Below are 12628 nucleotides of genomic sequence, written 5' to 3'. Positions count from 1 at the left end.
CGATGAACCTCACCAATTTCCGCTTCGAGACCGATTCCGACGGCATCGCGACCCTGACGTGGGACATGCCGGAGCGCTCGATGAACGTCATTACACCCGAGGTGATGGCCGAGCTCGACCAGGTCGTCGACAAGGTCGCCGCCGACGAAGCCATCAAGGGCTGCGTCATCGTCTCCGGCAAGGAGAGCTTCTCCGGCGGCGCCGACCTCACCATGCTCCAGGGCCTGCGCGACCTCTATATCCGCCTCGCCAGGGAAAAGGGCGAGCAGGTCGCGATGCAGAGCTTCTTCGATGAGAGCCGCAAGCTCAGCCAGCTCTACCGCAAGCTCGAAACCTGCGGAAAGCCCTTCGCCGCCGCCATCCATGGCGTCTGCCTCGGCGGCGCCTTCGAGCTCGCGCTCGCCTGCCAGCTGCGCGTCGTCTCGGATGATGCCTCGACCCGCGTCGGCCTGCCCGAGATCAAGGTCGGGCTGTTTCCGGGAGCCGGCGGCACCCAGCGCGTCGCGCGCCTGATGCAGACTGGCGACGCGCTGCAGATGATGTTCAAGGGCGAGCAGCTGAAGGCGCTGCCGGCCCGCAATATGGGCCTCGTCCACGCGGCCGTGCCGCGGGACCAGATGGTGGCCGCCGCCAAGGAGTGGCTCAAGGCCAATCCGCAGGCCAAGGCGCCCTGGGACGACCCGAAGTTCAAGCTGCCCTCGAACAAGGTCTATTCGCCGGCCGGCATGCAGATCTGGCCGCCTGCCTCCGCGATCTATCGCCGCGAGACCAACGACAACTATCCGGCCGCCCGCGCGATCCTCTCGTCCGTCTATGAGGGGCTGCAGCTCCCGATCGACCTCGGACTTAAGGTCGAGAGCCGCTACTTCGCAAAGATCCTGCGGACGAAGGAGGCGGCCTCGATGATCCGCTCGCTCTTCGTCTCGATGCAGGAGCTGAACAAGGGCGCGCGCCGTCCGGCCGATATCCCGCCGAGCAAGCTGAAGAAGGTCGGCGTCGTCGGCGCCGGCTTCATGGGCGCCGGCATCGCCTATGTCACGGCGCAGGCCGGCATCGAGGTGGTGCTCGTCGACCGTGACCAGGAGGCCGCCGACAAGGGCAAGGCGCATTCGCACAAGCTCGTCTCCGACCAGATCAGCAAGGGCCGCGCCAAGACGGCCGACCGCGACGCGCTGCTCGGCCGGATCACCGCGACCGCCGACTATGCCGCTCTCAAGGGCTGCGACCTCGTCATCGAGGCCGTCTTCGAGGATCCGAAGATCAAGGCCGAGGTCATTGCCAAGGTCGAGGCCGTGGTCGGCCCGAAGACGATTTTCGGCTCCAACACCTCGACATTGCCGATCACCGGCCTCGCCCAGACCAGCCAGCGGCCGCAGAACTTCATCGGCGTGCATTTCTTCTCGCCGGTCGAGAAGATGCTGCTGGTCGAGGTCATCATGGCGAAGAAGACCGGCAAGAAGGCGCTCGCCATGGCGCTGGACTATGTCCGCGCCATCAAGAAGACGCCGATCGTCGTCAACGACACGCGCGGTTTCTACGCCAATCGCTGCGTCGGCAACTACATCCGCGAGGGCCACCTCATGCTGATGGAGGGCGTGCCGCCGGCGATGATCGAGGCCGCCGGCAAGCAGGCCGGCATGCCGGTCGGCCCGCTTTCGCTGAACGACGAGGTCGCGGTCGATCTCGCCTGGAAGGTGCTGAAGGCGACGAAGGCCCAACTCGGCGAAGGCGCGGTCGATCCGGCGCAGGAGAAGCTGCTCTCCGACATGGTCGAGAAGCACGGCCGCCTCGGCCGCAAGAACGGCAAGGGCTTCTACGACTATCCCGAAGCCGGCCCCAAGCGGCTCTGGCCCGGCCTTGCCGATCTCGTCGGGAAGCAGCTCGATCCCGAGCAGGTCGACATGGCGGAGCTGAAGAACCGCCTGCTCGTCACCCAAGCGCTCGAGGCCGCGCGCACCTATGAGGAAGGCGTCGTCACCGATCCGCGCGAGGCCGATGTCGGCTCGATCATCGGCTTCGGCTTCGCGCCCTATTCGGGCGGCACGCTCTCCTTCATCGACAATATGGGCGCGGCAGCCTTCGTGAAGCTCTGCGAGGCGCTGGCGAAGAAGCATGGCGAGCGCTTCAAGCCCAACCGCCAGCTCAAGCGCATGGCCAAGACCGGTGAGAGCTATTACGGCGCGGCCGCGGCCAAGGTCGCCGCCTGAACATGGCGTTCTGACCATGGCGATCCTGCCGATCGTCCGGTTCCCCGACCCGCGTCTGCGCGCGGTCGCGGAGCCGGTCGAGCATTTCGACGACGCTCTGAACCGCCTTGCGGAGGATCTGCTGGAGACGATGCGGGCCGCGCCCGGCATCGGCATCACCGCGCCGCATCTCGGCGTGATGCGGCGGCTGGTTGTGCTGGAACTCGCGCCGGGGGAGGTCTCGACCTACGTCAACCCGGTGCTGCTCTGGTCCTCGCCGGAGACGCAGCGCGCCACCGAAGGCAGCGTCTCGATGCCGGGCGTCACCGAGGAGATCGAGCGTGCCGCCCGCATCCGCCTCACCTACCGGGACCTCGACGGCAACGAGCGGACGGAGGAGGCGGACGGCTTCCGCGCCGTCTGCCATCTGCACGAGATCGACCAACTCGACGGCATCTTCTGGATCGACCGCCTGTCGCGCCTCAAGCGCGACAGGGTGATTGCGCGCTACAACAAGCTGCGGCGAGGGGAGCCCCCTACTTCTTGACGAGCGGGCACTCGCCATCGGCCAGCGGCCGGAAGGCCTGGTCGCCGGGGATCGTGCGGATCAGCTTGAGGTAGTCCCAGGGGTACTTGGACTCCGACGGCTTCTTGACCTCGAGCACATACAGGTCGTGCACCATGCGGCCATCCTCGCGGATCACGCCGTTCTTGGCGAAGAAGTCGTTGACCGGCGTCGCCTTCATCTGCGTAGCGACCTTCTCGGTCTCCGCGGTGCCGACAGCCTTCACGGCGTTGAGATAGTGCAGGATCGAGGAGTAGGTGCCGGCCTGGCCCATGGTCGGCATCGCCTTGTGGCGCTCGAAGAAGCGCTTCGACCAGGCACGGGTCTCCTCGTTGAGGTCCCAGTAGAAAGCCTGGGTCAGGATCAGCCCCTGCGCATCCTGCAGGCCGATGGCGTGGATGTCGGTGATGTGGAGATACAAGCCGGCAAGCTTGGTGCCGGTCTGCGGCAGGCCGAATTCCGTCGCCTGCTTGATGGTGGCGATCTGGTCGGCGCCCGAGGAGGCGATGCCGACCATCTTGGCGCCTGAGTTCTGCGCCTGCAGCAGATAGGAGGAGAAGTCGCTGGTGCCCTGCGGATGCTTGACGCCGCCGACGATCGTGCCGCCGGCCTTCTTCACCGCATCGGAAGTGTCGCGCTCCAGCGCATGCCCGAAGGCGTAGTCGGCAGTGATGAAGAACCAGGGGCCTTCCTTGGCAAGCGGCAGCCCGGTGCCGACCGCCAGCGCATAGGTGTCATAGGTCCAGTGGATGCCGGTCGGCGCGCAGAACTTGCCGGTGAAGTCGGAGGAGCCGCCGGTCGAGGCCAGGACGAGCTTGTTCTTGCGCCGGCCGATCTCCTGGATGCCAAGCAGCACCGACGAGGTGGGGATGTCGGCGATCACGTCGACGCCGTCCTCGTCGATCCATCGGTTGACCAGCGCCGAGCCGACATCCGGCTTGTTCTGGTGGTCGCCGGCGAGGATCTCGATCTTGCGGCCGAGCACTTCGCCGCCGAAATCCTCGACCGCCATCTGCGCGGCGATGACCGAGCCCGGGCCGGCCATGTCGGCATAGATGCCGGCCATGTCGTTGAGAACGCCGATGCGCAGGGGTTTCTGTGACTGGGCGAAGGCCGAGCCGGTTAAGGCGGGAACGAGAAGCGCGGCGAGGCCGGCGGCGGCGAGACGAAGCGACATGATGATCCGGAGAGGGCTGCGGAGGGAGCGCAGGCTCTACGGAATGGTCGCAGGGAGGGTCAAGCATTCGTTCTGAATAAAGAACGATAAGCAAAGACATTGTTCGCCATAGAGAACAAGAATCTACACGCGTTGTCGCGGGTGGTGATTTATTCCCCCGCGTGGCACCGCCTTGCGCCGCCATTGCAAAAGCGGGCCTCGCCCCCTTCGAAATGACGGCGCAATTCGTCGAGACAAATGCGCCTCAGTTCGCCACGGCGCGGATCACCGCGCGCAGCTTGCCGATCAGCTCCTCGATCTGGCTCTCGGTGATGATCAGCGGCGGCGAGAAGGCGATCGTGTCGGCGGCGGTGCGGATCATCAGCCCGTGCTCGTGGAAGGCGCGGTCGATCACCTCGAAGCCGCGCTTGCCGACGCCCTCGGCGCGCGGCGCGAGATCGACCGCGCCGACGAGGCCGAGCGTGCGGATGTCGACGACGTTCGGCTCGCCCTTCAGGCTCATCACGGCGTCGGCCCAGGCATCTTCCAGGCTGCGCGCCCGCTCGAACAGACCTTCCTCGCGATAGATGTCGAGCGCGGCGAGACAGGCGGCGGCCGCGAGCGGATGGCCCGAATAGGTGTAGCCGTGGAACAGCTCGATGACGTTGTCCGGGCCGTTCATGAAGGCGTCGTAGATGTGCTTGCGCACGATCACGCCGCCCATCGGCACGGTGCCCGAGGTCACGCCCTTGGCGAAGGTGATCATGTCGGGGATCACGCCGTAGCGCTCGGCGGCGAAGGCGAAGCCGAGGCGGCCGAAGCCGGTGATGACCTCGTCGAAGATCAGCAGGATGCCGTGCTTGTCGCAGAGCTCGCGCAGGCGCTTGAGGTAGCCCTTCGGCGGCGGCAGCGCGCCGGTCGAGCCCGCCATCGGCTCGACGATCACGGCGGCGATGGTCGAGGCGTCGTGCAGCGCGACGATGCGTTCGAGATCATCGGCGAAATGCGCCCCGTATTCCGGCTCGCCCTTGCTGAAGGCCTGCTTTTCGCGGTCATAGGTGTGGGCGATGTGGTCGACGCCGGTGAGCAGCGAGCCGAAGAACTTGCGGTTGTTCGACATGCCGCCGACCGAGATGCCACCGAAGCCGACGCCATGATAGCCGCGCTCGCGGCCGATCAGCCGGGTCTTCGCGGCCTTGCCCGAGACGTTCCAGTAGGCCAGCGCGATCTTGAGTGCCGAGTCCGCCGCTTCCGAGCCTGAGCCGGCGAAGAAAACGTGGTCGAGGTCGCCCGGTGCCAGAGCGGCGATGCGGGCTGCGGCAGCGAAGACCTTCGGATGGCCGTACTGGAAGGATGGGGCGTAGTCGAGGTCGCGCGCCTGGGCCTGGATCGCCTGGATGATGGGCTCGCGCGAATGGCCGGCATTGCAGCACCAGAGCCCGGCCGTGCCGTCCATCACCGGCTTTCCCTCGGGAGTATAGTAGTACATTCCCTCGGCCCGTGCGACCATCCGCGGGTTCGTCTTGAACGCGCGGTTCGCGGTGAACGGCATCCAGTAGGCTTCGAGGTCGTTCGGCGTCGAGATCGGGGAGGGCGCTGCGGTCATCGGATCATCCTGGGATTAATCTTCCTTCAACCTAACAGTCCGACACCGGGTGTAAATTGCCCGCACGTCGCGACGCATCTGCGCGCAGCGAGAATCGTCGGGCTTCTCTCGCGAAAGGGTGACGTTGGGTCGCTTCTGGCGTAGGCTGAACAAGGGGCGAAAGCTGGACCCGACCCCCATGGTTGAAGGCGACGCATTGCCGGAGCGGCCGGGAGACGGGTTCCCGACGCATATCCGCGCCGGGCTGGCGCGGGTTCTCGCATCCGATGCGTTTCGGGCTGCGCCGCAGCTCTCCGCCTTTCTGGGCTTCGTCGTCGAGAGCGCTCTCGAAGGCCGCGGCGCCGAGCTGAAAGGCTACACCATCGCCGTCGAGGCCTTTGGCCGGTCGGCCGATTTCGATCCGCAGTCGGACCCGATCGTTCGCGTCGAGGCCGGCCGCCTGCGCCGGGCGCTGGCCCAGTACTATGCCGGCGAAGGTGCCGATGATCCGGTCAGGATTTCGATGCCCGTCGGAGCATATATCCCGGTCTTCGATCTGGCCGGCGCTGCGCCTGGAGCCGGCGAGGATCGGGCGGAGCCTGCTGCGGAAGCGGCCGCCGCGCCGCTCTCCGAGCCCGCCGGCGATGTGGCGCCGGTTCCGGCACGGCCGCGATTCACCGGGGCCTGGAAGCGCTGGTCCGTCCTGCTTGGCGTCGGGTTCTGCGCCGTCCTGGCGTTCGCGGCGGCATGGCACTTTGGCTGGCCGGCCGCGACGCCGCGCCATCAGGCGGCGTCGGTGCTGGCGGCTGGCTCCGAGCCGCCCGCTCCGCGGCAGGCCGTGCCGGGAGCGCCGCTGCAGGTGACGGTCGTGGCCGTCCTGCTTCCGGAACTTTCGGCCGATCCGAAGCTCGGCGCGCTCGCGCAGCGGTTCTCGCGCTTCCTCGTCGATGCGTTGACCAGGTTCGACGACCTCCTCACCGTCAAGGCGCCGCCCGCCGGCGAGGCCGCGCCCGCCGATGCAGACTACGTCTTCGAGATGACGGCCCAGGCGATCGACGGCACGCTCGAGAGCTTCGGGCGGCTCCGTTCGGTTCGCGACGGCCGAATCGTCTGGTCGTCCTCCTCGTCGCGGGCGCTGAGCGCCGAGGACGGCGATCTGCCCGAGCTCGCCCGGCGCGTGGCGATCCGGCTGGCCGAGCCCTTCGGCATCATCCACGCCGATATCCGCCAATACGCGCAGCCCGGGACGATGCGCTGCCTCTATCAGGCGATCGATGTCCGCCGTACGCTGAAGCCCGAGGACCATCTCGCGGCGCGCAAATGCCTCGAGGAACTGGTTGATCGGGATCCAACCTTCTTCCCGGCCTGGGTGCAGCTCGCCTTCCTCGCTTTGGGCGAATACAGCAGCGGGCTCAATCCGCTGCCGGGTCCGCCGCTGGACCGGGCGCTGGCCGCAGCCCTGACAGCGGTCCGGCTGGCGCCCTCGAGCGGGCGGGCCCAGCAGGTCATGATGGACGTCCTGTTCGCGCGCGGCGCGACGGAGGAGGCGATCAAGGCCGGGCAGAGCGCTCTGGTCCTCAACCCCTACGACTCGGACATCAAGGCCGCGCTCGGCGCGCGCTACATCCAGATCAACCGGCCGGCGGAAGGGTTGCAGCTCATGCAGCGCGCGATCGAGCTCAGCGCCGGGCGCCCGCCCGCCTATGATTTCTACGCCCTGCTCGGCGCCTATCTGCTTGGTGACAAACAGGTTTCGCAGAGCTACGGCGCCTTTCTGGCAGCGGGGGACGACGTCTACGCCCTGCTTGGCCGGGCCTTGCTCGCTGCCCAGGCTGGCAACGAGGCCGAAAAGGCCGAGGCCGTCATGGCGCTGGGGAAGAACTTCCCGCTCTTCGCGATCGATCCCCGGCTCTGGATGATGCGTAGGGGCTTCCGCCCGGAGGTGGTCGATCGGCTCGTCGCCGATATCGCCCTGGCGCCCCCCTGAGGCCGGCCGCAATTTCCCCAGCCCTCATCCTTTCAGACAGCCCTTCGGGCTTCTTCATCCCCACGCCGTCATTCCGGAGCGGCGCCGCCGGCGCGGCCTGTCGGAAGACGGCGAGCTTGTTGACAGGCCGTCGCAGATTCTTGGGATTGCGCGATTTGATTCAGGCCAGTCTTTCAGGATGAGGGCGCGCGTTTCCAGGCGGGCTCCAAGGCCGGGAAATGCACGTCCGGTCTGGTCCAGGGATTTTCGCGCATGCCGAGCATGCGCAAATCCTCGCTTGCAGCCTGGCGCAAGGGTACTCTCGCCAAAGTGGTGTGATTCGCCCTCCCGTCCGATCAACCTTGCCGTGCGATCAGCTGCCTTGGCCCGTCTCCGACCGAATGCCCTGCATCCCCTCGCCAGCGCCGTAGCCGGGCTGTCCGCGGGCGCGGTCCTGATGCTTCTGATGCCGGCTCCCCTCGGCAGCGCGCTCGGCCTGCTGCTGGCCGGCGCGGGCGCATTCGGCTCGACCCTGCTGTATGAGCGCCGTGGTCTTGCGCAGCGCGAGCAGGTTCTGGCCGCCGTCGGCGAGGTCAAGGTCCGGCTCGCGACCAACGCCATCCGCATCGATTCCCTGTCGCAGAGGGTCGAGCAGATGCCGATGCGCGAGGCCGATGCGGTTCCGGCACGTGCCGCCATCAACGAGCTGACGGCCGAGGTCGGCCTGCTCGGCGATCTGATCCATCAGGTCGCGACGACTTTGGCCGATCACGATGCCGCACTCGCGAGCGTCCAGTCGCGGCTCGCGGCCGCCGCGCCCGTGCCTGCCCTGGCCCCCGTCCCGGTCATCGATCCGGAGGTCGCGCGGCAGGAACGCCTGCGCGCGCAGGCAGCCGAGCGGGCCGAGGCCGCCCGGCAGGCCGAGGATAAGGCCGCAGCCGAGCGAGCCGCCGTCATCGGGACCGCGCTGTCCGAGGGCAAGGTCGAGGTGCATCTGCAGCCGATCGTGCAGCTGCCGCAGCGGCGCACCCGCGGCTACGAGGCGCTGGTCCGCCTGCGGCTCGACGAGAACACGCTGCTGCTGCCGCATGAATTCCTCTCCATCATCGAGGAGCGTGGTTTCGGGCCGACACTCGACGCGCTCGTGCTGACACGCGCGCTCGCCATCGCCCGGCATCTCGGCTCGAAGGAGGGCGAGCTCTTCGTCTCCTGCAATTTCAGCCAGGCGACCTGGAACTCGTCGAAGGCGCTGGCGACGCTGTCGCGCATCCTCGACAAATATCGCGAGCATACCGGCCACCTCATCGTCGAGATGCCGCAGACCGTCTTCCGCGGCCTCGACCCGACGAGCCTGGGACTGCTCGGCGCGATGTCGGCCAATGGCGTGCGCTTCGCCCTCGACCAACTTGTCGATTTGCGCCTCGATCCGATCGCGCTGTTCGACCGCGGCATCTGCTTCGTCAAGGCGCCGGCTGCGCTGCTGATGGAGCATGCCGATGGCCATGCCGCGACGGATATCGCCGCCGGCGATCTTTCTATGCTGCTGGCGCGCGCCTCCGTCGTGCTGATCGCCGAGCAGGTCGAAGACGATCCGATGGTTGCCGACATGATCGATCTCGGCGTGATGATGGGGCAGGGGCTGGTCTTCTCGCCGCCTCGACCGGTCAAGCCGGATGTCTTCGCGGAGCCGGCCGCCGCCCCGGTCCCGGCTGCTGCGCCCGAACCGCCCCCTCCGCTGCCGGAGCCGCGCCCCGCCGCCGAGATCATCGGCTATCCAGCGCCTCCCCCGGCCCCGGAGGCGCCGCCTGCGCGGGTCTCCTTCCGTTCCGTCCTGCGCCGCGCCAGCGCCTGAAGCAATGGTGCCTGCGGTTCCGGCAGGGCGCCGTCGCATCGCCGCGGGTGCCGCGGACCGCCCGATGCTGTAGAGCGATGCCACCCGCCCGAGCCGCCAAAGGGAGTGACACGCCTTGCCGCCATCCGAGATCGCCACCACCCGGCCCCTTCCGGGCTATTCCGAGATCGCCGATCGCTTCGATCTGTGCCTCTGCGATGTCTGGGGTGTCGTCCATAACGGCGTCGCGCCCTTCGCCGGGGCGGTCGAGGCGCTGGTCGCGATGCGCGCACGCGGCACCACCGTGGTGCTCGTCACCAACGCGCCGCGCCCGAGCGCCGCGATCGAGCGCCAGCTCGCCGGCCTCGGCGTTCCGCAAGCGGCCTGGGACGCGATCGTGACCTCCGGCGATGTCTGCCGCGCCCTGATTCAGGCGCGCGCCGGCCGGCCGATGTTCCGGCTCGGCCCCGATCGCGACCTGCCGCTGATCGCGGGGCTCGATGCGCCCGAGGCCGGACCGGATGAGGCGGACTACGTGCTCTGCACCGGCCTGTTCGACGACGAGAAGGACACGGCCGAAACCTATTCCGGGCTGCTGGCCGGCTTCGCGGCGCGCGGCCTCGAGATGATCTGCGCCAATCCCGATCTGGTGGTCGAGCGCGGTGGCCGCATCGTGCCCTGCGCCGGCTCGGTCGCGCTGGCCTATGAGGAATTGGGCGGCAAGGCGGTCTATGCCGGCAAGCCTCACCGGCCGATCTACGAGGCGGCGCTGGCGCTGGCCGAGGGCAAGCGTGGCGTTCCGATTGCGCGGGACCGTATATGCGCCATCGGCGACGCGATCCGCACCGATATCGCCGGCGCCGATGCCTTCGGCGCGACCGGCATCATGGTGCTGGCGGGCATCCATGCCCAGGACCTGATGGAGGCATCCTGGGACGAGCGGCACGGCTGGTTCGGACGGCAGAGCCACCGCCCGGCCTATGCGTTGCCGCATCTGGTGTGGTGAGCCGTAAGGCGCTCAGGCAGCGCAGACGGACTCGATCTTCGTCTTCAGCGTCTGGGCGTTGAACGGCTTGACGATGTAGTTGTTCACCCCGGCCTTCTTGGCGGCGATGACGTTCTCGGTCTTGGATTCGGCCGTGACCATGATGAAGGGCGTGCTGGCGAGGGCATCCTCCTCGCGCACGCGCCGCAGCAGCTCGAAGCCCGTCATCGGCTCCATGTTCCAGTCGGAGATTACGAGCCCGTACTGCTTGCCGCGCATCTTGGCGATCGCAGCCTGCCCGTCCGAGGCATCGTCGACATTCTCGAAGCCAAGCTGCTTCAGCAGGTTGCGGATGATCCGGACCATGGTCTGGTAGTCGTCGACCACGAGGATGGGCATGGACGGGTCGAGAGCCATTGCGTTGCTCCAGGCAGAGATTACGGCGTCGGGCAACCCGCGCCGCGCCGCCCCTGCCGGGGCAGCGGCTATCGATCGCCTGATAGCGCCCCCGGCTTTCAAAGCGGTTAATTCGATACCGGACTGACCCAGCGTAAGTGTTTTTTGCAGTGCAGCACGAAAGTCCAATGGCCGGCCCGCCGCCATTATGCGACTCTTGGTCAGGACAGATCGAGCCGGGCCGAGAACTCTCGATGTCGCGCCCGTGGCGAAGGCAAGCCCCATGAACGACGCTCTCTATACCGTCCACGCTTTCGAGGACCTCGTCCTCGGTCAGAGCGAAAGCCTGATGCGCACGGTGATGGAACGCGACGTCTCGCTCTTCGCCGACCTCTCCGGCGATGCGAACCCGATCCATCTTTGCGATCGCTATGCCGCGGGCACGAAATTCGGCCAGCGCATCGCCCATGGCATGCTGACCGCAAGCCTGGTCTCGGCCCTGCTCGGCACGCGCCTGCCCGGGCCGGGCGCCGTCTATCTCTCGCAGACCCTGACCTTCCTGGCGCCAGTCAAGATCGGCGATGTCGTCACCGCCCGGGTCGAGGTCGCCGAGCTGGTGGCCGAGCGCCGCCGCGTCCGGCTGTTCTGCGAGTGCCTGGTCGACGGCAAGCCGGTTCTGGAGGGAGAGGCCTGGGTCGCCATGCCGCCGGCGCGCCCCGCCGCTTGACCCGGCCGGCTTGACGCCTCCGCCGCGTCTGGCCAATGACGGGGCTGTCCGGCGGCTGCCGGGCGCCCGGACCTTCCTGCTCGATGACCTCCACCACCGCAGACGCGCATTCGACCTTCGTGCTCGACCTCGACAAGCCGCTGCCTGCCGCCCTGCGCGGCGCGGTGATCGCGCTCGGCAATTTCGACGGCGTGCATCGCGGCCATGCCGAGCTCGCCCGCGTCGCCCGCGAGATGGCGTCGCAGCGCGGCGCGCGGGCCGCGGCGCTGACATTCGAACCGCATCCGCGCAGCGTCTTCCGCCCTGAGCAGCCGGTCTTCCGGCTGACGCCGCCCGTGGTGAAGGCCGAGCTTCTTGCCGGGCAGGGGCTGCCCCTGACCTTCGTGCTGCCCTTCGACCGCGACATCGCCGCGATCCATGCCGAGGCCTTCATCGACGATCTCCTGCTGGGCCGTCTCGGAGCGGGCGGGCTGGTCTGCGGCTACGACTTCCATTTCGGCCAGGGCCGCAGCGGTTCGCCGGAAATGCTCGAGGCGCGCGCGATGCGCGCCGGCGTGCCGGTCGCGGTCGTGCCGCCCTATTCCTGGCATGGCGAGCCCGTCTCCTCGACGCTGATCCGCGCAGCGCTGGAGCAGGGCGACGTCGCCCGCGCCGCCGAATTCCTCGGCCGGCCCTGGTTCGTGCGTGGCGCCGTCGCCCATGGCGACAAGCGCGGGCGCGATCTCGGCTATCCCACGGCCAACATGCATCTGCCCCGCGATTGCCGCCTGCGTCACGGCATCTATGCGGTGCGAGTGCGGATCGACGCCGTCTGGCATGACGCCGTCGCCAGCTTCGGCAGCCGCCCGACCTTCGACGACGGCGCGCCGCGGCTGGAAACCTTCGTCTTCGATTTCGCGGGCGACCTCTATGGCAGGAAGATCGATGTCGCCTTCGTCGCCTGGCTGCGCGGCGAGGCGAAGTTCGATAGCCTCGAGGCCCTGATCGTGCAGATGGACGCCGACAGCCTGGCGGCTCGCGACATCCTGGCCGGCACGCCGCACTTCCTTCCGTAACGCGCGCCTGCTAGAAGCCGCTCATGCTCGCCTTTTGCGCCCAGATCATCGATGTTTTCCGGCGAATTACGGGCCCGGCTGCCGCCCTGCGCTGATGCGTGGGCGCTTGCGCAAGCCGGGTGACGATCGCTTCTCCTGATTTACTCAGCGGATCGGCGCCAAGCCAGGCAACCATG

The 12628-nt window shown here is 67.9% G+C and carries 10 protein-coding genes; 7 read left to right on the top strand and 3 right to left on the bottom strand.

Translation table 11 applies throughout. The annotated features are described in order from the left end of the window. Positions 1-2 precede the first annotated feature (2 nt). Together ASE63_RS02525 and ASE63_RS02520 are read left to right on the top strand one after the other, a co-directional pair. Positions 3-2207, top strand: a complete 2205-nt coding sequence (locus ASE63_RS02525; RefSeq protein WP_056796601.1) for an FAD-dependent oxidoreductase — start codon at positions 3-5, stop codon at positions 2205-2207. 16 nt (positions 2208-2223) lie between these two features. Continuing rightward, a complete protein-coding gene (locus ASE63_RS02520) occupies positions 2224-2733 on the top strand; it encodes a peptide deformylase (RefSeq protein WP_056795918.1) in 510 nt (169 codons plus the stop codon). Here the strand turns inward: ASE63_RS02520 and ASE63_RS02515 are convergent. Together ASE63_RS02515 and ASE63_RS02510 are read right to left on the bottom strand one after the other, a co-directional pair. Then, positions 2723-3928 (bottom strand): ABC transporter substrate-binding protein, encoded by a 1206-nt coding sequence (locus ASE63_RS02515; protein WP_056795916.1) that lies wholly within the window; start codon positions 3926-3928, stop codon positions 2723-2725. The two genes, ASE63_RS02520 and ASE63_RS02515, sit on opposite strands and share 11 nt — an antisense overlap. 244 nt (positions 3929-4172) lie before the next feature. Further along, a complete protein-coding gene (locus tag ASE63_RS02510) occupies positions 4173-5513 on the bottom strand; it encodes an aspartate aminotransferase family protein (RefSeq protein ID WP_056795909.1) in 1341 nt (446 codons plus the stop codon). Positions 5514-5691: 178 nt separating this feature from the next. Here ASE63_RS02510 and ASE63_RS02505 point away from each other — a divergent pair, with 178 nt between their 5' ends. From ASE63_RS02505 to ASE63_RS02495, 3 genes are all read left to right on the top strand, one after another. After that, positions 5692-7479: a hypothetical protein gene (locus ASE63_RS02505; protein ID WP_156410149.1), complete on the top strand. Its 1788-nt coding sequence runs from the start codon at positions 5692-5694 to the stop codon at positions 7477-7479. 445 nt (positions 7480-7924) lie between these two features. Then, positions 7925-9310, top strand: coding sequence for an EAL domain-containing protein (locus ASE63_RS02500; protein WP_156410148.1), 1386 nt, complete (start codon positions 7925-7927; stop codon positions 9308-9310). Positions 9311-9425: 115 nt separating this feature from the next. Continuing rightward, complete coding sequence (locus tag ASE63_RS02495) at positions 9426-10295, top strand: TIGR01459 family HAD-type hydrolase (protein ID WP_156410147.1); 870 nt, start codon at positions 9426-9428, stop codon at positions 10293-10295. A gap of 12 nt (positions 10296-10307) precedes the next feature. Here ASE63_RS02495 and ASE63_RS02490 read toward each other — a convergent pair whose 3' ends face one another. After that, positions 10308-10691, bottom strand: a complete 384-nt coding sequence (locus ASE63_RS02490; protein WP_056795901.1) for a response regulator — start codon at positions 10689-10691, stop codon at positions 10308-10310. A 262-nt stretch (positions 10692-10953) separates the two neighbouring features. Between ASE63_RS02490 and ASE63_RS02485 the strand changes: the two genes are divergently transcribed. Together ASE63_RS02485 and ASE63_RS02480 are read left to right on the top strand one after the other, a co-directional pair. Then, the gene (locus ASE63_RS02485) at positions 10954-11397 is read left to right on the top strand and encodes a MaoC family dehydratase (protein ID WP_056795899.1); all 444 of its coding nucleotides are present in this window, start codon (positions 10954-10956) and stop codon (positions 11395-11397) included. A gap of 83 nt (positions 11398-11480) precedes the next feature. Then, positions 11481-12452 carry a bifunctional riboflavin kinase/FAD synthetase gene (locus tag ASE63_RS02480; protein WP_056795897.1) on the top strand — a complete coding sequence of 324 codons (972 nt, stop codon included), beginning with the start codon at positions 11481-11483 and terminating at the stop codon, positions 12450-12452. Positions 12453-12628 lie beyond the last annotated feature (176 nt).

This window comes from Allobosea sp. Root381 (genome assembly GCF_001429395.1).
Classification (GTDB): Bacteria; Pseudomonadota; Alphaproteobacteria; order Rhizobiales; family Beijerinckiaceae; genus Allobosea.
This window is presented reverse-complemented; position numbering and strand designations above follow the sequence as displayed.

Bases quoted from the DNA above. Each gene is read 5' to 3' on its own strand.
- ASE63_RS02515 (WP_056795916.1), bottom strand. From the start codon at position 3,928: ATGTCGCTTCGTCTCGCCGCCGCCGGCCTCGCCGCGCTTCTCGTTCCC.
- ASE63_RS02500 (WP_156410148.1), top strand. From the start codon at position 7,925: ATGCCGGCTCCCCTCGGCAGCGCGCTCGGCCTGCTGCTGGCCGGCGCG.
- ASE63_RS02505 (WP_156410149.1), top strand. From the start codon at position 5,692: ATGGTTGAAGGCGACGCATTGCCGGAGCGGCCGGGAGACGGGTTCCCG.
- ASE63_RS02520 (WP_056795918.1), top strand. From the start codon at position 2,224: ATGGCGATCCTGCCGATCGTCCGGTTCCCCGACCCGCGTCTGCGCGCG.
- ASE63_RS02510 (WP_056795909.1), bottom strand. From the start codon at position 5,513: ATGACCGCAGCGCCCTCCCCGATCTCGACGCCGAACGACCTCGAAGCC.
- ASE63_RS02480 (WP_056795897.1), top strand. From the start codon at position 11,481: ATGACCTCCACCACCGCAGACGCGCATTCGACCTTCGTGCTCGACCTC.
- ASE63_RS02485 (WP_056795899.1), top strand. From the start codon at position 10,954: ATGAACGACGCTCTCTATACCGTCCACGCTTTCGAGGACCTCGTCCTC.
- ASE63_RS02490 (WP_056795901.1), bottom strand. From the start codon at position 10,691: ATGGCTCTCGACCCGTCCATGCCCATCCTCGTGGTCGACGACTACCAG.
- ASE63_RS02525 (WP_056796601.1), top strand. From the start codon at position 3: ATGAACCTCACCAATTTCCGCTTCGAGACCGATTCCGACGGCATCGCG.